Annotated in this window: 20 protein-coding genes; 10 read left to right on the forward strand and 10 right to left on the reverse strand. The window is 67.9% G+C overall.

The features are described from left to right. Positions 1–141: 141 nt before the first annotated feature. The 5 genes from C9E82_RS19665 to C9E82_RS19685 form a co-directional block, all read right to left on the reverse strand. Positions 142–867 carry a Crp/Fnr family transcriptional regulator gene (locus C9E82_RS19665; RefSeq protein WP_122449373.1) on the reverse strand — a complete coding sequence of 242 codons (726 nt, stop codon included), beginning with the start codon at positions 865–867 and terminating at the stop codon, positions 142–144. A gap of 215 nt (positions 868–1,082) precedes the next feature. Then, positions 1,083–2,618, reverse strand: coding sequence for a Ppx/GppA family phosphatase (locus C9E82_RS19670; protein ID WP_119900562.1), 1,536 nt, complete (start codon positions 2,616–2,618; stop codon positions 1,083–1,085). A 53-nt stretch (positions 2,619–2,671) separates the two neighbouring features. Further along, positions 2,672–4,837, reverse strand: a complete 2,166-nt coding sequence (locus C9E82_RS19675; RefSeq protein WP_119900560.1) for an RNA degradosome polyphosphate kinase — start codon at positions 4,835–4,837, stop codon at positions 2,672–2,674. A gap of 43 nt (positions 4,838–4,880) precedes the next feature. Beyond that, positions 4,881–5,582 (reverse strand): P-loop NTPase family protein, encoded by a 702-nt coding sequence (locus tag C9E82_RS19680; protein WP_240643668.1) that lies wholly within the window; start codon positions 5,580–5,582, stop codon positions 4,881–4,883. Next, positions 5,579–6,787 carry an AI-2E family transporter gene (locus tag C9E82_RS19685; RefSeq protein WP_119900559.1) on the reverse strand — a complete coding sequence of 403 codons (1,209 nt, stop codon included), beginning with the start codon at positions 6,785–6,787 and terminating at the stop codon, positions 5,579–5,581. The genes C9E82_RS19680 and C9E82_RS19685 overlap by 4 nt, the downstream gene beginning before the upstream one ends. 195 nt (positions 6,788–6,982) lie before the next feature. Here C9E82_RS19685 and proS point away from each other — a divergent pair, with 195 nt between their 5' ends. From proS to C9E82_RS19730, 9 genes are all read left to right on the forward strand, one after another. Continuing rightward, complete coding sequence (proS, locus tag C9E82_RS19690) at positions 6,983–8,350, forward strand: proline--tRNA ligase (RefSeq protein WP_119900558.1); 1,368 nt, start codon at positions 6,983–6,985, stop codon at positions 8,348–8,350. Then, positions 8,350–8,826, forward strand: a complete 477-nt coding sequence (locus C9E82_RS19695; RefSeq protein ID WP_119900557.1) for a DUF2937 family protein — start codon at positions 8,350–8,352, stop codon at positions 8,824–8,826. The genes proS and C9E82_RS19695 overlap by 1 nt, the downstream gene beginning before the upstream one ends. A 115-nt stretch (positions 8,827–8,941) precedes the next feature. Beyond that, on the forward strand, positions 8,942–10,126 hold the full coding sequence (locus C9E82_RS19700) for an ABC transporter substrate-binding protein (protein WP_119900556.1): 1,185 nt from the start codon (positions 8,942–8,944) through the stop codon (positions 10,124–10,126). Positions 10,127–10,239: 113 nt separating this feature from the next. Then, on the forward strand, positions 10,240–11,037 hold the full coding sequence (locus C9E82_RS19705; protein WP_119900555.1) for an ABC transporter ATP-binding protein: 798 nt from the start codon (positions 10,240–10,242) through the stop codon (positions 11,035–11,037). 74 nt (positions 11,038–11,111) lie between these two features. Further along, positions 11,112–11,792, forward strand: coding sequence for an ABC transporter ATP-binding protein (locus C9E82_RS19710; protein WP_240643669.1), 681 nt, complete (start codon positions 11,112–11,114; stop codon positions 11,790–11,792). Between the two features lie 3 nt (positions 11,793–11,795). Beyond that, positions 11,796–12,803 carry a branched-chain amino acid ABC transporter permease gene (locus C9E82_RS19715; RefSeq protein ID WP_119900553.1) on the forward strand — a complete coding sequence of 336 codons (1,008 nt, stop codon included), beginning with the start codon at positions 11,796–11,798 and terminating at the stop codon, positions 12,801–12,803. Between the two features lie 12 nt (positions 12,804–12,815). Continuing rightward, positions 12,816–14,153: a branched-chain amino acid ABC transporter permease gene (locus tag C9E82_RS19720; protein ID WP_119900552.1), complete on the forward strand. Its 1,338-nt coding sequence runs from the start codon at positions 12,816–12,818 to the stop codon at positions 14,151–14,153. Between the two features lie 157 nt (positions 14,154–14,310). Further along, positions 14,311–15,870: a glutamine-hydrolyzing GMP synthase gene (gene guaA / locus C9E82_RS19725; RefSeq protein ID WP_119900551.1), complete on the forward strand. Its 1,560-nt coding sequence runs from the start codon at positions 14,311–14,313 to the stop codon at positions 15,868–15,870. A 110-nt stretch (positions 15,871–15,980) separates the two neighbouring features. Then, positions 15,981–16,421, forward strand: coding sequence for a DUF4177 domain-containing protein (locus tag C9E82_RS19730; RefSeq protein ID WP_119900550.1), 441 nt, complete (start codon positions 15,981–15,983; stop codon positions 16,419–16,421). 4 nt (positions 16,422–16,425) lie between these two features. Here C9E82_RS19730 and C9E82_RS19735 read toward each other — a convergent pair whose 3' ends face one another. The 4 genes from C9E82_RS19735 to recA all read right to left on the reverse strand — a co-directional run bounded on the left by C9E82_RS19735 (position 16,426) and on the right by recA (position 21,643). Further along, positions 16,426–17,223, reverse strand: a complete 798-nt coding sequence (locus tag C9E82_RS19735) for a class II glutamine amidotransferase (protein ID WP_119900549.1) — start codon at positions 17,221–17,223, stop codon at positions 16,426–16,428. Between the two features lie 62 nt (positions 17,224–17,285). After that, positions 17,286–17,585 (reverse strand): DUF1330 domain-containing protein, encoded by a 300-nt coding sequence (locus C9E82_RS19740; protein WP_119900548.1) that lies wholly within the window; start codon positions 17,583–17,585, stop codon positions 17,286–17,288. After that, entirely contained in the window at positions 17,582–20,239 is a 2,658-nt protein-coding gene (alaS, locus tag C9E82_RS19745) for an alanine--tRNA ligase (RefSeq protein ID WP_119900547.1), read from the reverse strand. The genes C9E82_RS19740 and alaS overlap by 4 nt, the downstream gene beginning before the upstream one ends. Before the next feature lie 336 nt (positions 20,240–20,575). Further along, positions 20,576–21,643: a recombinase RecA gene (gene recA / locus C9E82_RS19750; RefSeq protein ID WP_119900546.1), complete on the reverse strand. Its 1,068-nt coding sequence runs from the start codon at positions 21,641–21,643 to the stop codon at positions 20,576–20,578. A 264-nt stretch (positions 21,644–21,907) separates the two neighbouring features. Here recA and C9E82_RS19755 point away from each other — a divergent pair, with 264 nt between their 5' ends. Further along, positions 21,908–22,492 (forward strand): hypothetical protein, encoded by a 585-nt coding sequence (locus C9E82_RS19755; RefSeq protein WP_119900545.1) that lies wholly within the window; start codon positions 21,908–21,910, stop codon positions 22,490–22,492. Positions 22,493–22,537: 45 nt separating this feature from the next. Here the strand turns inward: C9E82_RS19755 and C9E82_RS19760 are convergent, their stop codons facing one another. Continuing rightward, positions 22,538–24,643 (reverse strand): ATP-binding protein, encoded by a 2,106-nt coding sequence (locus tag C9E82_RS19760; RefSeq protein ID WP_240643667.1) that lies wholly within the window; start codon positions 24,641–24,643, stop codon positions 22,538–22,540. Between the last annotated feature and the right edge of the window lie 82 nt (positions 24,644–24,725).

The raw sequence follows: 24,725 nt of genomic DNA on the forward strand, positions 1-24,725 counted from the left end.
GCCGAAGGCTCCGGCCGGCGGCGGCATGCCCGACATGGGCGGCATGGGCGGCATGATGTGATCCCCCCTGCCCCTGGCAGAAACGACGAAAGGGCGCCAGGACGGCGCCCTTTCTTCATGGCAGGGGGCCAGGCCGTCGCGTCAGCCGTCGGCGGCCAGCAGATCGCGCAGCCCCGCCTCGTCCAGCAGGGCGATCCGCCCATAGCCCAGCCGGACCCAGCCGCGATGCTCGAACTGGCCCAGCACCGCATTCGCGGTATGGCGCGAGACATTCGCCATCTCGGCAAGATCCGCCTGGGTCAACGGCAGCCCCGCCCCGCCATCCGCGCCAGGATCGGCCGCAGCAGCGGTCCCCGCATCGGTCCCCGCTTCATTCTGGCCCAGGAGACGCAGCAGCACCGCGGCGATGCGCTGGTCCGAACGCCGGATCAGCAGTTCCGAGATGATCCGGTAGCTGATGACGGAATTGTATTCGGTCAGCGTGGCGAAACCCAGCTGGCCCTGCGGCATCCGCCGGCAGATCTCGTCGATCCTGGCCAGCGACAGGTAGAGCACGCTGGACGGCTCCATCGCCCTGAAGGTCAGCGCCCGCGGCCGCCCGGTCATCAGCGGCCCCTGCCCGAACCAGCCGCCCCGGCGCATCACATGGCCCAGCACGATGCTGGAGGCCGCGTTCTGGGCCAGCACGGCGAAGCTGCCCTGCTGCACGCAATAGATGCCGCCCGGCGCATCGCCGATATGATGCGTGTATTCGCCCGTCCCATACCGCCTGACCGTCGCGGCCGAGAGGACCGCCTGCTGGAAGTCCTCGGCCCGCTCGGACAGCCAGCCAAGGGCCTGGAGGCGATCCTGCGCGGCTTTCGGCAACGGCTTTCCCCTTTGTAAACCGGAATGACCAAAAAAACGTCGGATGGCGCGTCAAATGTCGGGAATTCGACAATGCTCGCCGCATCCGCGACTAGATATCGCCGCGGATCGTGCGTCAAGGAATGTTGCCCTGTTGTCATGTTGCAACGCGATCCGAAGCGCGTGCGGTTCCTTGACGCACGTGCATCCGCATTGCCGCGCCGGGCGTGCTGCCGTCAGGCCTGCACGACCGGCTCGACCTCCATCGAGCTGCACAGCGACTTGAAGCGCGCATGGGCGACCTCGCCCATCAGCTCGCGCCCCATCCGGGTCAGATGCAGCTCCAGCCGGCCCTTCTCGGGCAGGAATTTCAGCGCGGCCGCCTCGTCCGGGTCCTCGATCGAGAACATCGCCCCGAAGCGCATCGCCTTGCCCAGGATTTCGGCGCGGCGGATCTCGTCCTCGGAGAGCAGCGCGAAGAGCGGCGCCAGGATCGAATTGGCGCGGCTGTTCTTGTAGCGATGCAGCAGCGCCAGCCCCAGGAAGACCCGCTCGGGATGGCTGATCGCGGCCATGTTGGCGCGGGTGACATTGTCGAAACAGGCCTCGGCCCGGTAATCGGGATGCGCCCGCCATGTCGTGTCATGCAGCAGGCAGGCCGCGCGAATCAGCCGGTCCTCTTCGGGCGGGGCCTCGGCGAAGATCGGCTGCAGGAACTGGTACAGCTTCTTGCCGAAGCCGGGCATCCGCGCCATCTGCCGCTCGGAGAAGCGGGCGGCCTCGATCAGCGGGTCGCGGCGGCGCAGGTCGTGGGACATGTGTTCGTAAAGCAGCCCCTCGCGGATGCCGAAGCTGGAGACCGCCAGTTCCTCGGGCGCGAATGTCGCGACCAGTTCGGACAGCACCTGCGAGGCCAGCGGCACCAGATCCATCCGCGACGAGGAAATGCCGACCCGCCCGCGCAGCTCGTTCAGGTCGCCGGCGGCGATCCAGTCCACGGTCTTGCGCACGTCCTCGGGGGTCATGCGGTATTCATGCAGCACGGTCATCGGATATTGCCGCCGCTCCATGTCCAGCCGGGCGATTGCCCGCCACGATCCGCCGACCAGGTAGATGCGCCGGTGGTCGGTGCCCATCTTCTCGGCCAGCCCGGCCATGATCGCGCGGATATGCTTGCGCAGCCCGGACCTGCCGCCCTGCACCTGCTGCAGCCGGAACGGCCCCAGCTGCGAGCTCGCCCGCGCGCCGACCTTGCCGCCGCCGACCTCGGCCAGCTCCATCGAGTTGCCGCCGATGTCGCAGACCAGCCCGGCGGCGTCCGGCCAGCCCAGCAGCACGCCCTGCGCCGACAGCCGCGCCTCTTCCTCGCCGTCGATGACATGCAGCTTCAGGCCGGTCTCGCGCTCGACCCGGCGCTGGAAGGCGGGGCCGTCCTCGGCCTCGCGCACCGCCGCCGTGGCCACGCAGGTCATCGGCGTGATGTCCATGCCGCGGGCCAGCGCGGCGAAGCGGCACAGCGCCGCAAAGCCGCGCTCGACGCCGGCGGGGTTCAGCCGCCCGGTGCGGGCCATGTCCTGGCCCAGCCCGGCCATCACCTTCTCGTTGTAGAAATAGGCCGGAGAGCGCGCCGCCCCGTCGAAGACCACCAGCCGGATCGAGTTCGAGCCGACATCGACGACCCCCACCCGCTTCAGCGCCCGCTTGGGCAATTTCTCGAAGGTCTTGCCGAAGGGCTCGATCTTGCGGCCGGTGGTGGTCAGAACGCCGTTCATCCAGGACTCCTGCTTGCGCATCGGGGCGTTAATGACCCGATCCTTGGCGCCGGTCAATCGGCGGAATGGGTCAGTGCCGGGACGTCGCGTGCCCCCGCGGTGCCCCGGCCCGAAAGTGACGGGTTTTCCATGAAGAACCTGTGACAGTTGAACAGATCGTCCCGGCCGTCGGGCAGATAGCGCACGAAGCGCCCGTCGGGCTGCAGCAGCCAGCTCTGCGCCTCGTCGGCCATGTTCGCGGCCATGACCTGGCTGACGATCTGCGCCTTCACCGTGTCGTTGAGGCATTCGACCAGCGTTTCGACCCGCCGCGACAGGTTGCGGTCCATCCAGTCGGCCGAGCTGATGAAGACCCGCGCCTTCTTCGAGGGAAGCCCGTGGCCATTGCCGAAACAGACGATGCGGGAATGTTCCAGATAGCGCCCGACGATAGACTTTACCCGAATATTCTCGGACAACCCCCTGATGCCGGGACGTATTCCGCAGATGCCGCGCACCACCAGGCTGATCTTCACCCCGGCGGCGTTGGCGGCATAGAGCGCCTCGATCACGTCCTTCTCGATCAACGAGTTCATCTTGGCCCAGATCGCGGCGCGGCGGCCCTGGCGGGCATATTCCGCCTCGCGTGCGATCAGCGACAGCAGATTCTCCTTCAGGTCGATGGGCGAGATCGACAGGTTCTCCAGTCCGTCCGGTTGAACATAGCCGGACAAGTAGTTGAAAACCTTGGTGGCGTCGCGCCCCAGCGCCGGGTCGCAGGTGAACAGCGACAGGTCGGTATAGATGCGCGCGGTAATCGGGTGATAGTTGCCGGTGCCGTAATGGGTATAGGTCACCAGGTTCTCGCCCTCGCGCCGCACGATGGTGCTGATCTTGGCATGGGTCTTGTAGTTCACGAAACCATAGACGACATGCGCGCCCGACCGCTCCAGCCGCCGCGACTGGCGGATATTGGCGGCCTCGTCGAAGCGGGCCTTCAGCTCGACCAGCGCGGTCACCGACTTGCCCGCCTCGGCCGCCTCGCACAGCGCATCGACGATCGAGCTGTCGCGGCTGGTGCGATAGAGCGTCTGCTTGATCGCCAGCACATCGGGATCGCGCGCCGCCTGCGCCAGGAAACGCACCACCATGTCGAAGGTCTCGTAGGGGTGATGCAGCAGCATGTCCTTCTGGCGGATCGCGGCGAACATGTCGCCGTGATGGTCCTGCACCCGTTCCGGCACGCGCGGGGTGAAGCCCGGCCACAGCAGGTCGCGGCGGTTTTCCAGCACCAGTTCGCGCAGGTCGGCCATGCCCAGAAGGCCCTCGACCTCGATCACCTCGTCGGGGCTGACCTCCAGCTCCTCCATGATCAGGCGGCGCAGCCGGTCCGGCGCGCCCGAGGTGATCTTCAGGCGGATGACGCTGCCGCGGCGGCGGCGCTTCAGCGCGGTCTCGAATTCGCGCACCAGGTCCTCGGCCTCTTCCTCGACCTCCAGGTCGCTGTCGCGCAGCACCCGGAAGGCGCAATGGCCGACATCGCGATAGCCGGGGAACAGGCTGGCCAGATGCATCAGCAGCAGATCCTCCAGCCGCAGGAATCGCTCGCCCCCCGGCAGCGGGATGAAGCGGGTCAGCTGCGCGGGGATCGGCAGCAGCGCCTGCATCTGCCGCCCGTCGCTGTTGCGCGCCAGTTCCAGCCCCAGCGAGAAGCCGGCATTCGGGATGAAGGGGAAGGGATGCGCCGGATCGATCGCCAGCGGCGACAGGACCGGAAACACCTTGCTTTCGAAATAGCGGCGCAGGAATTCCTCTTCGGCGCGCGTCACGCTGGAGCGCGACAGGATCATGATCCCGGCCTCCTCCATCTCGCGGCGCAGCCGGTTCCAGACGCCCTGCTGCGCGCCCATCAGGCGGCGGGCATCGGCGTTGATCAGGCTCAGCTGCTCGGCCGGGGTCAGCCCGTCATCCGAGGGGGTGGTGTTGCCCTCGCGCACCAGTTCGCGCAGGCCGGCGACCCGGACGGTGTAGAACTCGTCCAGGTTGGTCGCGCTGATCGAGACGAATCGCAGCCGCTCCAGCAGCGGCACGCGGGGATTGCGCGCCTCGTCCAGTACGCGCCAGTTGAAGGACAGCCAGCTCAGCTCTCGGTTGAAGAAACGTGCAGGGCCTTCGGGCAGGCCGCCGGGCAGGTCGACGGGTTCGGGGAACGGGGTGCGGAGGAAATCGGCTTGGGTCATCGCAATTCTGGCGCAGGGCGCACCGCAATCCGGTGCCGGCCGATCATGCGTCAGGCGTCGTCAGCTTGTCCAGCAGCTCTGCCGCGATGCGGCGGTTGATCGGCCGCTTGTCGGCCAGCGCGGCGCGATCGATGGCCGCGACCAGCCGGCGTGCCAGCCCCAGGTCGCGGTCCATGTTCAGCACCAGCCAGTCGATCAGCCCGGCGGGCACGCTTTGCTGGCGGTCGGCGAACAGCTTGACCAGCACGGCGGCCAGAAGCCCCTCGTCCGGGGCGCCCAGCCGGACCTGCGGCATGGCGTCCATGCGGCTTCGCAGGTCGGGCAGCACCAGCCCCCAGTCGCGCGGCGCGGCCCGCGCGGTCAGCAGCAGCAGGCAGTCGCGCGGCGCGCAGAGGTTCCACAGGTGGAACAGCGCCTGTTCCGCCCCGGCCGCGAAGCCCGCGTGATCGGCATCCTCGACCACCAGCGCGCCGCCCTCGGCCGCCAGCTGGTCGGCGGCATCGGGGCGCAGGCTGGCGGCGGTGACGCGGCGGGCGCCGTTCTCGGCCGCCCAGAAGGCCGCCATATGGGTCTTGCCGGCGCCCTCGGGGCCGATCAGCAGCATCCGGCCCTGCGGCCAGGTCTGCGGCGCGTCCAGCACCGCCAGCGCATCGGCATTGGCCGGCGCGGGCAGGAAATCGGCGCGCGCATGGGCCGGGGGCGTGGTCAGGTCCAGCGTCAGCTGCCGGGAAAGGGCCGGGATCACGGGTCGTCCTTGCGCCGCAGGTCTTCCTGCATGGTCTGGATCTCGGACATGGCGCGGCCGCGATCCGCCGCCAGGCGCGCCTTGCGCATGTTCTCGGCCACGGTGCCGCGGGGGACGATCTCGATCAGCGTGGGCTGGGCGGGCTCGTGCGGCACCTCCTGCCCGGTATAGAGCGCGCTGCTGCGGTAACGCTCGATCAGGAAGCGGGCGATGACGCCAAGCGCGGCGGCCAGCGGCACCGCCATGACCAGCCCCACGAAGCCGAACAGGGCGCCGAAGACCGACAGCGCCAAGAGCAGCCAGACCGGGTGCAGCCCGACATGGCCGCCGACGATCTTCGGCTGCAGGTAATTGCCCTCGACCACCTGCCCCAGCGCGAAGATCGCGATCACCGCGCCGATCCACAGGGGATCGCCCCAGAAGCTGAACAGCGCCACCCCGATGGCCATCGCGCCGCCGATCAGCACGCCGACATAGGGGATGAAGGACAGCACCGCCGCCGTGATGCCGATGAAGAAGCCGAAGGGCAGCCCGACCAGCATCAGCGCGATGGAATACCAGGTTCCCAGGATCAGGATCACCAGCCCCTGCCCGCGCACGAAGCCCGACAGCGCCTCGTCGATCTCGCGCGCCAGGCGGCGGACGGTGGGGGCGTGTTCGCGCGGCAGCAGCCGGTCGATCTCCTCGACCATCTTGTCCCAGTCCAGCAGCAGGTAGAAGGCCACGACTGGCACGATGACCAGCAGCGCGATGGTGCTGATGACGCCCCCGACCGAGCCGATCACGGTCGTCGCCACGCTGCCCATCTGCTCGCCCATCGCCTTGCCCAGGTCGGTCAGCGCGGTGCCGACGGTGCCGTCGGCGGGCAGAAGCTCGGGGAAGCGGGCCGAGACGAAGCTGCGCGCCTGTTCCAGCATGTCGGGCGCGGTGTCGATCAGCGCCACCGCCTGGCGCAGCAGCAGCGGCATGACCAGCAGGACCACGGCGGCAAGGATGACCACGGCGCCGGCGGTGATGACCACCACGGCCATGGTCCGCGACAGGCCCATCCGCTCCAGCCGGTCGGCCACCGGGTCCAGCAGATAGGCGACGCCCGCGCCCAGGATGAAGGGCAGGATGGGCTGGCCCAGCAGCCACATGGCGACCAGCAGGATCACCGCCCCGATCCCCCACCAGACCAGCTGTTTCTGCACCGGCATCCGCATCGCCGCTTCTCCTGTTTTCGCGCCCGTGGAATGTGACCGCAGCCTGCGTCGGTTGCAAGCGCGTCAGCGCGGATGAACGCGCCTGGGCGCCGGTTGGTTCACGCCGATATGCACGGCGACATGGGTGGCGGGGTGCTTGGCAAGGGGCGGCCGATCCGCTAACGCTCGGCCGAACCGTCACGAAGGACCCCGCCCATGCGTCTGTCGCGCTATTTCCTGCCCGTCCTGAAAGAGGACCCCAAAGAGGCCCAGATCGTCAGCCACCGGCTGATGCTGCGTTCGGGCATGATCAAGCAGCAGGCCGCGGGGATCTATTCCTGGCTGCCGCTGGGGTTCAAGGTGCTGCGCCGGATCGAGCAGATCGTGCACGAGGAACAGACGCGCGCCGGGCATATCCCGCTCTTGATGCCGACGCTGCAGCCGGCCGACCTGTGGCGCGAGTCGGGCCGCTACGACGATTACGGAGAGGAGATGCTGCGCATCCGCGACCGCCACAAGCGCGACCTGCTTTACGGCCCGACCAACGAGGAGATGATCACCGACATCTTCCGCAGCCATGTGAACAGCTACAAGGACCTGCCGCTGACGCTGTATCACATCCAGTGGAAGTTCCGCGACGAGATCCGGCCGCGCTTCGGGGTGATGCGCGGGCGCGAATTCCTGATGAAGGACGGCTACAACTTCGACCTGACCAGGGAAGACGCGCTGCACGCCTATAACCGCCACCTGGTCAGCTACCTGCGCACCTATGAACGCATGGGGTTGCAGGCGATCCCGATGCGCGCCGATGGCGGGCCGATCGGCGGCGATTACACGCATGAATTCCTGGTGCTGGCCGAAACCGGCGAATCCGAGGTCTTCTATGACAGCCAGATCACCGACCTGAAATTCGGCAGCCGCGACATCGACTATGACGACAAGGCGCAGTGCCAGGCCGTGCTGGAGGAATTCACCAGCCGCTATGCCCGCACCGACGAGACCCATGACGAGGCGGTCTTCGCGCAGGTCCCCGAGGATCGCCGCCGGGTCGCCCGCGGCATCGAGGTCGGCCAGATCTTCTATTTCGGCACCAAGTATTCCGAGCCGATGGGCGCCACCGTCGTCGGCCCGGACGGGGCGCGGGTGCCGGTCCACATGGGCAGCCACGGCATCGGCGTTTCCCGCCTGCTGGGCGCGATCATCGAGGCCAGCCATGACGACAAGGGCATCATCTGGCCCGAGGGCGTGACCCCCTTCCATGTCGGCATCGTCAACCTCAAGCAGGGCGACGTCGCGACCGACAGCGCCTGCGAGGCGCTCTATGCCGAGCTGAAGGCGCGCGGGCTGGATCCGCTCTATGACGACCGCGACGAACGGGCGGGCGCGAAATTCGCCACCATGGACCTGATCGGCCTGCCCTGGCGGATCACCGTCGGCCCGCGCGGGCTGGCCGCCAACAAGGTCGAGCTGACCAGCCGCCGCAGCGGCGAGACCACCGAGATGTCGCCCGCCGAGGCGGTGGAACGGCTGAGCGCGACCTATCGGCCGGTCTTCGCGGCCGGCCTGCCCTCGCCGGCCGCGTGATGGGGGTGCTGCGGCTGATCCCCGCTGCCGCGCTGGCGGCGGGCCTGTCGCAGTTTCCCGCCTTCTCGGACCAGTATGTCCAGCGCCTGGGCGGCCAGGTCGATGCGCTGACCCGCGTGGCCGCCGAATTCGACGCCAGCGCCAGCCGCGCCGGGCTGAGCCGCGAGGCGGCGCTGGCCGACCTGACGGGCAGCGGCTTCCGCGACGCCCACCAGGCCGACATGCGCCGCAGCTTCGCGCGGCTGGAACATGCCCGCGCCGACCTGGCGATGCTGCGCATGGCCGCGCCGCTGGAGCGGATGGCCCTGCCCCACCGGCTGCGCGACCGCGAGACGCTGGCCGCGACTTGGGGCGATTTCCGCCCCGCGATTCCCGTCACCTCGGCCGGGCTGATCGCCGCCGGAATCGGATTTCTGGCGGGCTGGCTGCTGCCCGGCCTGCTTGCCTGGCCGTTTCGCCGCGCCGCCCGCCACTGACGCCACGTAATCCTGCCGGATTCGTCATGACTTGCGCGTGACATCCTGCTTCCCTTTTGGGCAAGGCGCTTCTAACCTGCCGTGCAGGACCTTGTTCCAACTGGGAGACGACCAAATGAAAAAGCTTCTTCTCGCCACCGCTGCAAGCGCGCTGCTGACCGGCGCCGCGGGTGCCGAAGAGATCAAACTGGGTATCCTGTTCGGCTTTACCGGGCCGCTGGAATCGATGTCGCCCGACATGCAGAGGGGCGCCGAACTGGCGATGAGGGAGGTCAGCGATTCCGGCAAGCTGCTGGATGGCTCGACCGTGGTCGCCGTCACCGGCGACACGACCTGCATCGACGCCGCCGCCGCCACCGCCGCGGCCGAGCGCCTGATCACCGCCGAGGGCGTGAAGGGCATCGTCGGCGGCATGTGCTCGGGCGAGACCATCGCCACGCTGGAAAACGTGGCGCTGCCCAACGGCATCGTGATGATCTCGCCCTCGGCGACCTCACCGGCGCTGTCCACGATCGAGGATAACGGGCTGTTCTTCCGCACCTCGCCCTCGGATGCGCGCCAGGGCGAAGTGATGGCCGACATCATCCTGGAAAAGGGCATCGACACGGTCGCGGTGACCTATACCAACAACGATTACGGCAAGGGCCTGGCCGACAGCTTCGCCGCGGCCTTCGCGGAGAAGGGCGGCACCGTCACGGTGAATTCGCCCCATGACGACGGCAAGCCCGACTATTCGGCCGAAGTCGCGGCCCTGGCCTCGGCCGGCGGCGACGCGCTGGTCGTGGCGGGCTATGTCGACCAGGGCGGCTCGGGGATCGTGCGCGGCGCGCTGGATACCGGCGCCTTCGACACCTTCGTCTTCCCCGACGGCATGATCGGCCAGGCGCTGGTCACCAATTTCGGCGCCGAGATCGACGGCAGCTTCGGCCAGAACCCCGCCGCCGAGGGCGAGGGCCGCGACACCTTCATCGCCATGGCGCAGGAAGCGGGCTTCGACGGCTCGGGCGCCTTCGCGGCCGAATCCTATGACGCCGCCGCGCTGATCCTCTTGGCGATGGCCAAGGCCGGCTCCAGCGATCCCAATGTCTACAAGGACAGCGTGATGGATATCGCCAACGAACCCGGCGAGCAGATCCTGCCGGGCCAGCTGGAAAGGGCGCTGGAGATCATCGCCGAGGGTGGCGATGTCGACTATGTCGGCGCGACCTCGGTGGAACTGGTCGGACCGGGCGAATCGGCCGGCGTCTATCGCGAGGTCTCCTTCTCGGGTGGCGAAATGGAAGTCATCGGCTATCGCTGAGGACCGAGCCATGCTCCGGCCCGGCGCCCGGATCGGGTGTCGGGCCTTTTTTCAATGACAAGAACCGCCAAGGCGGTCATCCTTCACCAATGGCGTGAAGACAGGGACGTATAATGATCAGGGTCGAGGACCTACACAGACATTTCGGCGGCTTTCGTGCCGTGGACGGCGCCAGCCTGACCATCGAGAAAGGCTCGATCACCGGGCTGATCGGACCCAACGGCGCCGGAAAGACAACGCTGTTCAACGTGATCGCGGGCGTGCTGCCGCCGACATCGGGCCATGTCTACATGGACGGCCAGGACATCACCGGCCTGCCCCCGCACCAGCTGTTCCATCGCGGGCTGCTGCGCACCTTCCAGCTGGCGCATGAATTCGCCTCGATGACCGTGCGCGAGAACCTGATGATGGTTCCCGGCGGCCAGTCGGGCGAGGTGCTGTGGAACACCTGGTTCCGCCGCGGCCAGATCGCCCGCGAAGAGGCCGAGCTGCGCAAGCGCGCCGACGAGGTGCTGGATTTCCTGACGATCCGGCACCTGGCCACCGAAAAGGCCGGCAACCTGTCGGGCGGGCAGAAGAAGCTGCTGGAACTGGGCCGCACGATGATGGTCGACGCCAAGATCGTCTTCCTGGACGAGGTCGGCGCGGGCGTGAACCGGACGCTTCTGGGCACCATCGGCGACGCCATCGTGCGCCTGAACAAGGAGCGCGGCTATACCTTCTGCGTGATCGAGCATGACATGGATTTCATCGGCCGGCTGTGCGACCCGGTGATCGTCATGGCCGAGGGCAAGGTGCTGGCCGAGGGATCCGCCGACGAGATCATGAAGAACGAGGACGTGATCGAGGCCTATCTGGGCACCGGTCTGAAGAACAAGGTGAAGGCCGAACTGGCCGGAGGTGATGCATGAGCGTGACCGCGACCACTCCCGCGGAAACCGCCGCTGCCGCCGCCGATGCGGCGCATTTCCTGTCCGCGACGGCGATGCGCGGCGGCTATGGCAAGGCCGACATCCTGCATGGCTGCACGCTGAACGTGGACAAGGGCCAGATCGCGGTGATCGTCGGCCCCAACGGCGCGGGCAAGTCCACCGCCATGAAGGCGGTCTTCGGAATGCTGCCCTTGCGCGAGGGCCGCGTGACGCTGGACGGCGAGGACATCACCGGCCTGTCGCCGCAGGACCGGGTGCGCAAGGGCATGGGCTTCGTGCCGCAGGTCCACAACGTCTTTCCCTCGATGACGGTCGAGGAGAACCTGGAGATGGGCGCCTTCATCCGCACGGGCGACATCGCCGCCACGATGGAGCAGGTCTACGAGCTGTTCCCGATCCTCAGGACCAAGCGCCGCCAGCCGGCGGGCGAGCTGTCGGGCGGCCAGCGCCAGCAGGTCGCCGTCGGCCGCGCGCTGATGACCCGCCCCCGCCTGCTGATGCTGGACGAGCCCACCGCGGGCGTCAGCCCCATCGTCATGGACGAGCTGTTCGACCGCATCATCGAGATCGCCCGCAGCGGCATCTCGATCCTGATGGTGGAACAGAACGCCCGCCAGGCCCTGGAGATCGCCGATATCGGCTATGTCCTGGTGCAGGGCACCAACCGCTATACCGACACGGGTGCCGCGCTGATGGCCGACCCCGAGGTCCGGCGCACCTTCCTGGGGGGCTGACTTATGGATATCCTGAATGCCCTGGTGGCCATCCTGAACTACGTCGTCATCCCCGCCACCGCCTATGGCGCGCAGCTGGCCCTGGGCGCGCTGGGGGTGACGCTGATCTACGGCATCCTGCGCTTCTCGAACTTCGCCCATGGCGACACGATGGCGATCGGCACGGCCATCACCATCCTGTTCACCTGGATGCTGCAGAGCTTCGGCATCAGCTTCGGCCCGCTGCCCACCGCGCTTCTGGCGCTGCCCCTGGGCATTGCCGCGACCGCGGTGCTGGTGCTGGCGACCGACCGCGCCGTCTATCGCTTCTATCGCGTGCAGCGGGCGGCGCCGATCATCTTCGTGATGGCCTCGGTCGGGGTCATGTTCGTGCTGAACGGGCTGACCCGCCTGCTGATCGGCGTCGACGAGCGGCGCTTCGACGACGGCACCCGCTTCGTCATCAATGCCCGCGAATTCCGCGAATGGTCGGGCCTGTCCGAGGGGCTGGCGCTGCGCGGCACGCAGGTGCTGACCGTGGTGGTCGCCGTGGCCGTGGTCTGGGCGCTGTTCTGGTTCCTGAACCGGACCCGCTCGGGCAAGGCCATGCGCGCCTATTCCGACAACGAGGACCTGGCGCTGCTGTCGGGGATCGACCCCGAGCGCGTGGTGCGGCTGACCTGGATCATCGCGGCGGGGCTGGCGACCATCGCCGGCGTCCTTTACGGGCTGGACAAGTCCTTCCGGCCGTTCAACTATTTCCAGATGCTGCTGCCGATCTTCGCGGCCGCCATCGTGGGGGGACTGGGCAACCCGGTCGGCGCCATCGCCGGCGGCTTCATCGTCGCCTTTTCTGAGGTCGCGGTGACCTATCCCTGGCGCAAGGTGGCGGGCTATCTGGCGCCCGACTGGCAGCCCGCCGGGCTGCTGCAGCTGCTGGGGACGGAATACAAGTTCGCCGTCAGCTTCGTCATTCTGATCGTTGTGCTGCTGTTCAGGCCGACCGGCCTGTTCCGCGGCAAGTCGGTATAAGGAGGCCGCCTGATGTCCACCAACCGTCAAGCCGCCGCCTCCAGCCGCTGGCGCGCGCCCGTCCTGTTCGCCATCCTCGCCGTGCTGTTCCTGCTGGAGGGCACGGTGCGCAACGCGATGTTCTCGGGCAGCTGGAACACCTCGCTGGCGATCCTGAACATGGGGCTGATCTCGGCCATCACCGCGCTTGGGGTGAACATGCAATGGGGCTATGCGGGCCTGTTCAATGCCGGGGTCGTCGGCTTCCTGGCGCTGGGGGCGCTGGCGCCGATCCTGATCTCGCTGCCGCCGGTGGAAGGCGCCTGGGCCGCGGGCGGGCCGCGGCTGATGGCCGCGCTGCTGGCCGGGCTGGGCACGCTGGCGCTGGCCTCGATGGCCTGGCACCGGCTGCGCGCGGGGCGCGGGCTGGCCGTCACGCTGATCCTGATCGCGGGATTCGTGATCTATCGCTGGCTGTTCGACCCCGCCGTCACCGCCATCGAGGCGAACAACCCCGCCCGCCACGGCAATATCGGCGGGCTGGGCCTGCCGATCCTGCTGTCCTGGCTGGTCGGCGGGATCTTCGCCGCCGCCGCCGCCTGGGCGATCGGCAAGGTGGCGCTGGGGCTGCGCTCGGACTACCTGGCGATCGCCACGCTGGGGATCGGCGAGATCATCGTGGCCGTCTTGCGCAACGAGGAATGGCTGGCACGCGGCGTCAAGAACATCACCGCCATCCCGCGCCCGGTGCCCTACGAGGTGCAGCTGCAGCGCAACCCGGAATTCGTCGAATTCGCCCAGAGCTGGGGCTTCACCGCCGCCACCGGCTCGGGCGTCTGGGTGAAGCTGGGCTACATGTCGCTGTTCCTGGTCGTGCTGCTGACGCTGATCCTGCTGGCGCAGCTGGCGCTGAACTCGCCCTGGGGGCGGATGATGCGCGCGATCCGCGACAACGAGACCGCCGCCGAGGCGATGGGCAAGCATGTCACCGCGCGGCACCTGCAGATCTTCGTCATCGGCTCGGCGGTGATCGGGATCTCGGGGGCGATGATGGTGACGCTGGACGGGCTGCTGGCACCGTCGAGCTACAACCCGCTGCGCTATACCTTCCTGATCTGGGTGATGGTGATCGTCGGCGGCTCGGGCAACAACTGGGGCTCGGTGCTGGGGGCGGTGCTGATCTGGTTTCTGTGGATCAAGGCCGAGGTCTGGGGGCCGGCGCTGATCGGGTTGCTGACCCTGCCGCTGCCGGATGGCGGGCTGAAGTCGCATCTGCTGTCCGGTTCGCCGCATATGCGCTTCATCGCGATGGGGCTGGTCTTGCTGCTGGTGCTGCGCTTCGCCCCGCGCGGGCTGGTGCCGGAACGCTGAGCCCGCGTTTGCGTCCCGCGAGCGCCGGGGGGCTGTCGGCCCCCCGGACCCCCCGAGGGTATTTCGGCAACGAAGAAGATGCGGGGAAGAAGATGCGGGGTGGGTGCGTTTCGCTGCCCTCTTGCGCGGCGGCGGCGGGGCGCTTAAAGCCGCAATCATGACCCAGCATCAGCGCCTTCTCATCATCGATTTCGGCTCTCAGGTGACCCAGTTGATCGCGCGCAGGCTGCGCGAGCTGAACGTCTATTGCGAGATCCATCCCTACAACCTGCTGACCGAGGCGAAGCTGCAGGAGCTTGCCCCGCAGGCGGTGATCCTGTCGGGCGGGCCCGACAGCGTGACGCGCGAGGGCAGCCCGCGCGCGCCGCAGGCGCTGTTCGAGATGGGCGTGCCGGTCTTCGGCATCTGCTATGGCCAGCAGGTGATGATGGCGCAGCTGGGCGGCAAGGTCGAGGCCGGGCATCATGCCGAATACGGCCGCGCCTTCATCGCGCCGGCCCCCGGCCACAAGGGCGACGGGATCTTTGCCGGGCTGTTCGAGGAGGGCCGCGAGGAGGTCTGGATGAGCCATGGCGACCGCGTGACCGCGCTGGCGCCGGGTTTCGAGGTGATCGGCACGTCGCCGGGCGCGCCCCTGGCGATGATCGCCGACGAGGCGCGGCGCTTCTATGCGGTGCAGTTCCATCCCGAGGTGCATCACACCCCGAACGGCCGCGTCATGCTGGAGAATTTCCTGCGCCTGGCGGGCTTTGCCGGCGACTGGACCATGGCCGGCTATCGCGCCGAGGCGATCCGCAAGATCCGCGAGCAGGTCGGCGACCGCAAGGTGATCTGCGGGCTGTCGGGGGGCGTGGACAGTTCGGTCGCGGCGGTGCTGATCCACGAGGCGATCGGCGATCAGCTGACCTGCGTCTTCGTCGATCATGGGCTTCTGCGGCAGAACGAGGCGCAGGAGGTGGTCGCGATGTTCCGCGACAACTACAACATCCCGCTGATCCATGCCGATGAATCCGAGCTGTTCCTGGGCGCGCTGGACGGCGTCTCGGACCCCGAGACCAAGCGCAAGACCATCGGCAGGCTGTTCATCGACGTCTTTCAGAAATATGCCAACCAGATCGAGGGCGCCGAGTTCCTGGCGCAGGGCACGCTCTATCCGGACGTGATCGAGAGCGTGTCCTTCAGCGGCGGGCCCTCGGTCACGATCAAGTCGCATCACAATGTGGGTGGCCTGCCCGAGAAGATGGGCCTGAAGCTGGTCGAGCCGCTGCGCGAGCTCTTCAAGGACGAGGTCCGCGCCCTGGGCCGCGAGCTGGGCCTGCCCGAGAGCTTCATCGGCCGCCACCCCTTCCCCGGCCCCGGCCTGGCCATCCGCTGCCCCGGCGAGATCACCCGCGAGAAGCTGGAGATCCTGCGCAAGGCCGATGCCGTCTATATCGACCAGATCCGCAGGCATGGGCTCTATGACGAGATCTGGCAGGCCTTCGTGGCGATCCTGCCGGTGCGCACGGTCGGCGTGATGGGCGACGGGCGCACCTATGACTATGCCTGCGCGCTACGGGCCGTGACCTCGGTCGACGGGATGACGGCGGATTACTATCCCTTCAGCCACGATTTCCTGGGCGAGACCGCGACGCGGATCATCAACGAAGTGAAGGGCATCAACCGCGTCACCTATGACGTGACCTCGAAGCCGCCGGGCACCATCGAATGGGAGTGATCCCGCGCCTGTAGGTGCGGGACGGGCCACCTCGCCTGCCGCGGCGCTCGTGCTTTTCTTCGCCCGCCGCCTCCTCTAGGATGCGGCAGAGACCGCGAACAGGACCCATCATGGCCTTTGAATATACCGTCATCGCCGCACCCGACCGGGGCGAGAAGTCCAGATCGGCCAAGACCCCGGCGGATCGCTATGCGCTGGCGCTGGCGGCGGAGCTGAACCGGATGGCGGGTGACGGCTGGGATTACGTCCGGGCCGAGACCCTGCCAAGCGAGGAACGCAGCGGGCTGACCGGCCGGGCGACGATCTATCACAACGTCCTGGTCTTCCGGCGGGCGAAACCCGCCGCCGATATTCGCAGCGAGGGCATCGCGCGCCGGCCGCAGCCCGAATATCCCGCCAGCGCGACGCCCATGCGCGATCCCGAACCCACGCCGCGCCTGCCCGAATCCGCCGCGCCGATGAAATCGGATCATGCCGCGGCGCCCGCCGAGGACAATGCCGCGCCCGATTCGACGCCCCCGGCGCCGCGCAAGGGCAGCGACCCGGCCTGAGCGCTCAGGCGGCGCGGACCGCCGCCGTCTCGGGCGCGAAGGCACCGATGCTGACATGGTCGGGGCCGAAGCCGCAGAAACTGCCTTGCGGCACTTCCTGCCAGTCGTCCTCGTCCGTTTCCAGCGGTTCCGAGACCACGGCATAGCCCTGCCGGGTTTCCGACCAGCGATAGAACAGGCTTGGCGCGCAATCGTCGCTGGCGTGGCGGATCGCATAGAGCGAGCGGCCGTCCGAAAAGGCGCAGGTCGCGCGGACATGCGGCGCGGCGCCCCGGCGCATGGCCAGGTCGGTCATCCGCGCCATCGCCCGTTCCATCGCGCCCTTCGGATCGTGATCCAGCCCTTCCCCCAGCGCGATCAGGAACAGCGCCTCGCTGTCGGTCGCGCCCTTGCGGTGCAGGTAATGCGCCTCGGGGATCAGCAATTCGGCGTCGCGGCGCCAGGTGTCATAGCCGCCGAACTGGCCGTTATGCATGAAGGACCAGCGGCCGACGGCAAAGGGATGGCAGTTGTTGCGGCTGGTCGCGGTCCCGGTCGAGGCCCGCACATGGGCCATGAACAGGCGCGATCGCACCTGCGCGACCAGGCTGCGCAGGTTCGGGTCCGACCAGGCCGGCATCACGTCACGATAGAGTCCGGGCTCTTCCCGCTCGCCATACCAGGCCAGCCCGAAGCCGTCGGCATTGACCGGCGTGTGGCAGCGCGTCGCGCCCTGGCTTTGCCGGATCAACGAATGCGCCGGCCGGCTGACGATATCCTCCAGAAAGATCGCCTGGCCCAGATAGGCGGCCCAACGGCACATGCCCTGCCCCTTCGTGTCTTGTCGTTGCGACAGGACTAGCACGAAAGGATGAAGAATTCACCCTATTCCTGGGCCGGGGGCGTTTCCTCGACGATCACCAGATCGCGCTCGGCCGCGCCTTCGGCATGGGCCAGCGCCGCCTGGTATTCGGCGCTTTCATAGCAGGCCACGGCAGCATCGAAACTGGGGAAGCGCGCGACGACATTGCGCGCCCGGTCGGTCCCCTCCATCTGCCGATAGCGCCCGCCGCGGGCCAGGAAGGTGCCGCCATGCGCGGCAATCGCGGGACCGGCGGCCTTGGCATAGCGGCCATAGGCCTCGGGGTCGGTCACCGTGACATGGGCGATCCACAGGGCGGTCATGCGCTTTCTCCGATCAGTTTCTCGACTTCAGCGATGGCGCTGTCGGCCGCCGCCAGGCTGGGCGCGCCGCCCTGGGCGCGGTCCGGGCGGCCGCCGCCGCCCTTGCCGCCAAGCGCCACCGTGGCCGCCTGGACCAGCGCCACCGCGCTGATCCGCCCGGTCAGGTCCGGCGTGACCCCGGCCGCCACCGTGGCCTTGCCATCGGCTTCGGCCAGCACCAGCACGGCGCCGCTGCCCAGCTGCGCCTTCATCTCGTCGACCAGCGGCCCCAGCTCCTTGCCCGAGACGCCCTCGACCCGGCGGCCGATGAACCGGATGCCGCCGATCTCCTTGGCCTGCGCGCCACCGCCGCCGCCCATGGCCAGCTGGCGCTTCAGCTGCGCGACCTCGTTTGCCAGCGCCTTGCGCTCATCGGCCAGGGCGCGGACCTTGTTCACCACGTCGCCCGCCTGCGCCTTCAGGATCGCGGCGATCTCGCCCAGCTGGCTGTCTGCCGCGCGCAGGTGGTCCAGCGCCGCCTGCCCGGTCAGCGCCTCGATCCGCCGCACCCCCGCGCTGGAGGCGCTGTCGCCCAGCAGCGCGAAGGCGCCGATATCGCCGGTGCGCGCCACATGGGTGCCGCCGCACAGCTCGATCGAATAGGTCGCGCCGTCCGGGCCCTTGCCCGAATTGTCCTGCCGGCCCATCGAGACGACCCGCACCTCGTCGCCGTATTTCTCGCCGAACAGCGCCTGGGCACCAAGGGCGCGGGCGTCGTCGGGGGTCATGATCCGGGTTTCGACCGGCGCGTTCTGGCGAATGAAATCATTGACTTCCGCCTCGATCCTCGACAATTCCCGGTCGCTGACGGCATGGTTGTGGCTGAAATCGAAGCGCAGCCGGTCGGGCGCGTTCAGGCTGCCCCGCTGCGCGACATGTTCGCCCAGGGTGCGCCGCAGCGCCTCGTGCAGCAGATGCGTGGCCGAGTGGTTGGCCCGGATCGCCCCGCGCCGGTCGTGATCGACCGAGAGCTGGGCGCCCTGCCCGCGGCCCAGCACCCCCAGCGTGACCTCGGCCATGTGGATGAAGACGCCCGCGACCTTCTTCGTGTCGGTGACCCGCGCGGCGCCGGTATCGGTCTTGATCAGGCCGGTATCGCCGATCTGCCCGCCCGATTCCGCATAGAAGGGCGACTGGTTCACCACGATCTGGACCCGGTCGCCCGTCTTGGCCTCCTCGGCCTCGGCCCCCTCGACGACCAGCGCCAGGATCTGGCCCTCGGCTTCCTCGGCGTCATAGCCCAGGAATTCGGTCACGCCATGCCGCTCGGCCAGGTCGTACCAGATCGAGGCATCCGCCGCCTCGCCGCTGCCCGCCCAGGCCGCGCGAGCCTTGGCCTTCTGCTCGGCCATCGCGGCGTCGAAGCCGGCGATGTCCACGCTGCGGCCCTTCTCGCGCAGCGCGTCCTGCGTCAGATCCAGCGGGAAGCCATAGGTGTCATAGAGCTTGAAGGCCGCCTCGCCCGGCAGGTTCGAGCCCTCGGGCAGCCTCGACAGCTCGTCGTCCAGCAGCCGCAGCCCGCGGTCCAGCGTCTGGCGGAAGCGCGTCTCCTCGCTGCGCAGGGTTTCCTCGATCAGCGCTTGGGCACGCGGCAGTTCGGGATAGGCCGCGCCCATCTGCCCGACCAGCGCCGGCACCAGGCGGTGCATCACCGGATCCTGCGCACCCAGCATATGCGCGTGGCGCATCGCCCGGCGCATGATCCGCCGCAGCACATAGCCGCGCCCCTCGTTCGAGGGCATCACCCCATCCGCGATCAGGAAGCTGGTCGAGCGCAGATGGTCGGCGATCACCCGGTGATGCACCTTGCCCGGCCCGTCCGGGTCGCTGCTGGTCGCGTTCGCCGACGCCTCGATCAGGCTGCGCATCAGGTCGGTGTCGTAATTGTCGTGCTTGCCCTGCAGCAGGGCGCCGATCCGCTCCAGCCCCATGCCGGTATCGATCGACTGCATCTCCAGCGCGCGCATCGAGCCGTCCTCGAACTGCTCGTTCTGCATGAAGACCAGGTTCCAGATCTCGATGAAGCGGTCGCCATCCTCATCCGCGCTGCCCGGAGGGCCGCCCCAGATCTGCTCGCCATGGTCGTAGAAGATCTCGGTGCAGGGGCCGCAGGGGCCGGTCGGGCCCATCTGCCAGAAATTGTCGCTGGTCGGGATGCGGATGATGCGGTCGTCGGACAGGCCCGCGACCTTCTTCCAGATCTCGGCCGCCTCGTCATCGGTGTGATAGACGGTGACCAGCAGCTTGTCCTTGGGGATGCCGTATTCGCGGGTCAGCAATTCCCAGGCGAAGGGAATGGCACCTTCCTTGAAATAGTCGCCGAAGCTGAAATTCCCCAGCATTTCGAAGAAGGTATGGTGCCGCGCCGTATAGCCGACATTGTCCAGGTCGTTATGCTTGCCGCCGGCGCGGACGCATTTCTGCGCCGTGGTCGCGCGCTTGTAGTCGCGGGTTTCCAGGCCGGTGAACAGGTTCTTGAACTGCACCATGCCGGAATTCGCGAACATCAGCGTCGGGTCGTTTCGCGGGACCAGGGGGCTCGACTCGACCACGCGGTGGCCGTTCTTCTCGAAATAGCCGAGAAAGGTGGATCGGATGTCGTTGAGGCTGGGCATCTTGGGCCTTCGTCGCAGGGTTGTGGCGCAGATCCGGCGCGGACCGGGCTGGCGCATGGTCTAGCGGGACGGCGCGCGGCTGTCCAGCAAACAGGCGCCGGAACCGGTGGGGCCGACGGCGAGCCATGATGACGGGCCGTATCGCGAAGACCCTTCGCCCGTCCGTCCCGCGCGGGCGACCGGCATATCCGGTTCGCCCTTCACTTGCCTTGCAGCTGCCAGCCATCCCCTGCCGGCCCGGCTTGGCCAATCATCCGTTCCCCGGCCCGGAAAGCGCGATGCGCGGGACCAGCCCGCGCATCGGATCGTCGGGGCGCGCCAGGCGCGCCGCCGGCATCATTCCTCGCTCAGCACCTCGTCGCTGTCATCCGATCCGAAATCGAGCCCGTGGCTGGCGCGGATCTTGTCCTCGATCTCATAGGCCACGTCCGGATTGTCGCGCAGATATTGCTTGGCGTTCTCGCGCCCCTGACCGATCCGCTGGTCGCCATGGGAATACCAGGCCCCCGATTTCTCGACGACCCCGGCCTTCACGCCCAGGTCGATCAATTCGCCGACCTTGCTGATCCCCTCGCCATACATGATGTCGAATTCGACCTGCCGGAAGGGCGGCGCCACCTTGTTCTTGACCACCTTCACGCGGGTCGAGTTGCCGATCACCTCGTCGCGGTCCTTGATCGAGCCGGTGCGGCGGATGTCCAGCCGTACCGAGGCATAGAATTTCAGCGCGTTCCCCCCGGTCGTGGTCTCGGGATTGCCGAACATCACGCCGATCTTCATGCGGATCTGGTTGATGAAGATGACCATGCAGTTGCTGCGCCCGATGCTGGCGGTCAGCTTGCGCATCGCCTGGCTCATCAGCCGGGCCTGGCTGCCCATCTGCATGTCGCCCATGTCGCCCTCGATCTCGGATTTCGGCGTCAACGCCGCGACCGAGTCGACCACCACCAGGTTGACCGCGCCGGAGCGGACCAGCGTATCCACGATCTCCAGCGCCTGCTCGCCCGTGTCGGGCTGGCTGATCAGCAGCTCGTCCAGGTTGACGCCCAGCTTCCTAGCATATTGCGGATCCAGCGCATGTTCGGCATCCACGAAGGCGCAGACGCCGCCCTTCTTCTGCTCTTCCGCGACCACATGCAGCGTCAGCGTGGTCTTGCCCGAGCTTTCCGGCCCGAAGATCTCGATGATGCGGCCCTTGGGCAGCCCGCCGATCCCCAGCGCGATGTCCAGCCCCAGCGATCCGGTCGAGGTCGCCTCGATCTCGGCCACGGGATTGTCGGCGCCGAGCTTCATGATCGAGCCCTTGCCGAACTGCCGCTCGATCTGCGCCAGCGCGCTGTCCAGGGCCTTTTGCTTATCCGCGCTGCGTTTGTTGTCCATATCGAAGATGCTCGCCTGTGCCATGTCGTCCTCACCGTTATTTCACAGCCCTCCGGGCAGGGCAATCTGCTCGACCGACGGAATGTTCACTTCTTGTTCCGAAATAGATGCGCCAATCCGCGGCGCATTTCAAGGCTTTTTCAATCGCCCGCTCGAATCATGGAAGAAGCCTGCCACAGCGCCGGTTAACAAAGCGTTTACATCCGGTGGGGCGACCGCTATCCCTGCCCCTCCCGTCCGACATCCCCAGTGCCGCGGCGCGGGCCGGGACCCGAAAGGAAGAAAGAGATGCTGATCTTCTGGGAACAGAGGCTGGTCTTTCTGGCGACGCCCAAGGCCGGCTCGACGGCGGTCGAATCGGCGCTCGAATCCCTGGCCTCGGCGGCGATCCAGCGTCCGGCGGCGTTGAAACATGCCGATATCGCGAATTTTCACCGCCACCTGCATCCCTGGCTGGAAGCCCAGGCGGGCGGACCCTTCTGCACCGTCGCCCTGATGCGCGAGCCCGTCGACTGGCTGCGCAGCTGGTACCGCTTCAAGCTGCGCGACGATCATGTCGATCCGACGCACCGGATGGAGGGCGTCAGCTTTGCGCAATTCGCAAGCGACTATGCGCGGCCGGGCGGGCCGGCGCAGCTGGAGATCGGCCAGCAGCGCGACTTCCTGACCGACGGGACGCGCCGCGTCGATCGCATCTTCCGCTACGAGGACTTTCCCGCCTTCATCGAGTTCCTGGAAGATCGCCTGGGCTGCGCGCTGGAAATGCCGCGCATCAACGTCCCGCCCCCGGTCGATGTGCATCTGGACGCGGATCAGGAAGCGCGGCTGCGCGAGGCGATGCGGGCCGATATCGACCTCTACCAGTCGATCTGAACGGCCCGCCGGCCCGGATCAATGTGGCCCGAAATGCGGCCCGGATCAATGCGGACCCGAGATGGCGGGGGGCGTGGCCATCTGCCGTTCGACCAGTTCCGCCAGCTCGGCAAGGGTGAAGGGCTTGGCAAGGAAGGCCGAATTGGGAATCGGCGCCTGTCCCTCGGTGAAGATGTCCTCGGAATATCCCGACATGAAGATGACGCGGGTCCGGGGTCGATGCTTCAGCGCGCTGCGCACCCAGCTTGGCCCGTCCATCCCCGGCATGACCACATCGGTCACGAAGACATCCACCTGCAGGCGATCGTCGGCCAGAAGCTCCAGCGCGGCCTCGGCGCAATCGGCCTCGCGGACCTGATAGCCCTTCAGCCGCAGGGCGCGCGCCGCGAAGGCACGGACCGGCGCCTCGTCCTCGACCAGAAGCACGGTGACGGGACGCTGGCTGGCCCTGGAAGCCGCCGCGACCGGGCGCGCCGAGACCGCCGGTTGCGGAACGGCCGCCCCCAGATGGGCGGGAAAATAAAGCGAGAAGCAGGTCCCTTCTCCGGGCGTCGAATCGCAGAAGATATAGCCGCCGGTCTGCTTGACGATGCCATAGGCGGTCGACAGGCCCAGCCCGGTTCCCTCGCCGACGCGCTTGGTGGTGAAGAAGGGCTCGAAGATCTTGCCCAGGTTCTCGGGCGCGATGCCGCAGCCCTGGTCGCGAAGCTCGATGCGGACATAGTCGCCGGCGGGCAATGTGGCGCGGTCGCGCTGGAAGGGCTGCGCGAAATGCAGGTTCTCGGTGCGGATCGATATCTCTCCGCCCGCGCTCATCGCGTCGCGGGCATTCACGACCAGGTTCATGATCACCTGTTCCAGCTGCCGCCGGTCGGCGCGGATCTGCCGCAGCGCGGGGTCGTGGCTGATGCTGAGCCCGACGCGCTCGCCCACCAGCCGGTTCAGCAGATGCGCCAGGTCGGCCAGCGTGTCGCGCAGATCCAGCGGCTCCAGCTTCAGCGTTTGCTTGCGCGAGAAGGCCAGCAATTGCCCGACCAGCGCGGCGGCGCGATTGGCGTTCTGGCTGATCTGGTCCAGGTCGGCGTAATCCGGGTCGCCCTTGTCGCGGCGCAGCATCAAGAGGTCGCAATGGCCGCTGATCGCCGTCAGCAGGTTGTTGAAATCATGCGCGACGCCGCCGGCAAGCTGGCCGATGGCCTGCATCTTCTGGCTTTGCGCGAATTGCGCCTCCAGCCGCTTGAGGTCGCTGGCATCGGTCAGAACCGCGACCACGGCCGGATGGGCACCGGCGTCGCGAGCCAGCGAGACCTGGAAATACTGGTCGCGACCATCGCGCGAACGCAGCCGCAGGATCTCGGTGCCGTTCTCCATGCGCCCGTTGAAGCAATCCGCCACCCAGTCGCCGACCGAGCGGCCCGGCCCCTCCAGCAGGCCGCCCAGATGCAGGCCGCCATTCCCGATCCCGGACAGGCCGAGCAGGCGCCGGGCCGCGGCATTCGCCCGGCGGATCTCTCCGTTCGGGGCCAAGCGCAGCAGGGCCACCGGGATCGGCTCGAAGCCGTCGCAGGTCTCGCCCGCCTCGGCGGAATCCAGCGCCAGGGCGATATCGCCCTCGGCCGGCAGGCTGTCGGGGTCGTGGCAGGACCAGATCTGCAAGGGCGCGTCCTCGGCCCGGCAGACGCCCAGGACCATGCCGTCCTCCAGCGCGATCTCGGCGCAGCCGTTGCGATCGGCGCGGCGGGTCAGCAGCTCGTGCGCCATGCCGGCATCGGCGCGCATCCGCGCCAGCAGGCCCACGACGTTCTGGCCGGCGATGTCGCCGAAACGTGCCCGCGAGGGCGGGTTCTGATAGAGGACCAGCCCGTCGGAATCGCAGATCCACACCGCCTCGGGCGCCGCCGTCACCTCGCCCCGGATCGCGGCCAGGGCACGGCGTTCCCCGATCCGCCGCCGCATATGCGCCAGCGCGACCGCACCGCCCAGCAGATACCAGGCGACCGCGATGCTGGAGAACACGATGGCCGCCGTCCCCGCACCGCTGCCCGGCAGCAAAAGCAGAATCGCCGCCCCCGCCACCATCGGCAGCAGCAGCAGCGGAACCGCGGCCAGCGCGCTGCGGGAAAGCCCGATCTGATCGTCCCAATGTGCCATGCGAATCATTACCCGAAGAACCACTTGTCCCCAGATAATGCGCGATGACTTAAGATTGCGTTAAGTGCGAAGCGCCCGGCGC

Origin of the sequence: Paracoccus sigandri, from assembly GCF_003709565.1 — a bacterium.
GTDB classification, from domain to species: domain Bacteria; phylum Pseudomonadota; class Alphaproteobacteria; order Rhodobacterales; family Rhodobacteraceae; genus Paracoccus; species Paracoccus siganidrum.

What these genes read in the sequence shown, in the direction of transcription:
- C9E82_RS19670 (WP_119900562.1), bottom strand. Translation starts at nt 2,618, where the DNA reads ATGAACGGCGTTCTGACCACCACCGGCCGCAAGATCGAGCCCTTCGGC.
- C9E82_RS19675 (WP_119900560.1), bottom strand. Translation starts at nt 4,837, where the DNA reads ATGACCCAAGCCGATTTCCTCCGCACCCCGTTCCCCGAACCCGTCGAC.
- C9E82_RS19685 (WP_119900559.1), bottom strand. Translation starts at nt 6,787, where the DNA reads ATGCGGATGCCGGTGCAGAAACAGCTGGTCTGGTGGGGGATCGGGGCG.
- proS (WP_119900558.1), top strand. Translation starts at nt 6,983, where the DNA reads ATGCGTCTGTCGCGCTATTTCCTGCCCGTCCTGAAAGAGGACCCCAAA.
- C9E82_RS19695 (WP_119900557.1), top strand. Translation starts at nt 8,350, where the DNA reads ATGGGGGTGCTGCGGCTGATCCCCGCTGCCGCGCTGGCGGCGGGCCTG.
- C9E82_RS19700 (WP_119900556.1), top strand. Translation starts at nt 8,942, where the DNA reads ATGAAAAAGCTTCTTCTCGCCACCGCTGCAAGCGCGCTGCTGACCGGC.
- C9E82_RS19705 (WP_119900555.1), top strand. Translation starts at nt 10,240, where the DNA reads ATGATCAGGGTCGAGGACCTACACAGACATTTCGGCGGCTTTCGTGCC.
- C9E82_RS19710 (WP_240643669.1), top strand. Translation starts at nt 11,112, where the DNA reads ATGCGCGGCGGCTATGGCAAGGCCGACATCCTGCATGGCTGCACGCTG.
- C9E82_RS19715 (WP_119900553.1), top strand. Translation starts at nt 11,796, where the DNA reads ATGGATATCCTGAATGCCCTGGTGGCCATCCTGAACTACGTCGTCATC.
- C9E82_RS19720 (WP_119900552.1), top strand. Translation starts at nt 12,816, where the DNA reads ATGTCCACCAACCGTCAAGCCGCCGCCTCCAGCCGCTGGCGCGCGCCC.
- guaA (WP_119900551.1), top strand. Translation starts at nt 14,311, where the DNA reads ATGACCCAGCATCAGCGCCTTCTCATCATCGATTTCGGCTCTCAGGTG.
- C9E82_RS19730 (WP_119900550.1), top strand. Translation starts at nt 15,981, where the DNA reads ATGGCCTTTGAATATACCGTCATCGCCGCACCCGACCGGGGCGAGAAG.
- C9E82_RS19735 (WP_119900549.1), bottom strand. Translation starts at nt 17,223, where the DNA reads ATGTGCCGTTGGGCCGCCTATCTGGGCCAGGCGATCTTTCTGGAGGAT.
- C9E82_RS19740 (WP_119900548.1), bottom strand. Translation starts at nt 17,585, where the DNA reads ATGACCGCCCTGTGGATCGCCCATGTCACGGTGACCGACCCCGAGGCC.
- alaS (WP_119900547.1), bottom strand. Translation starts at nt 20,239, where the DNA reads ATGCCCAGCCTCAACGACATCCGATCCACCTTTCTCGGCTATTTCGAG.
- recA (WP_119900546.1), bottom strand. Translation starts at nt 21,643, where the DNA reads ATGGCACAGGCGAGCATCTTCGATATGGACAACAAACGCAGCGCGGAT.
- C9E82_RS19755 (WP_119900545.1), top strand. Translation starts at nt 21,908, where the DNA reads ATGCTGATCTTCTGGGAACAGAGGCTGGTCTTTCTGGCGACGCCCAAG.
- C9E82_RS19760 (WP_240643667.1), bottom strand. Translation starts at nt 24,643, where the DNA reads ATGGCACATTGGGACGATCAGATCGGGCTTTCCCGCAGCGCGCTGGCC.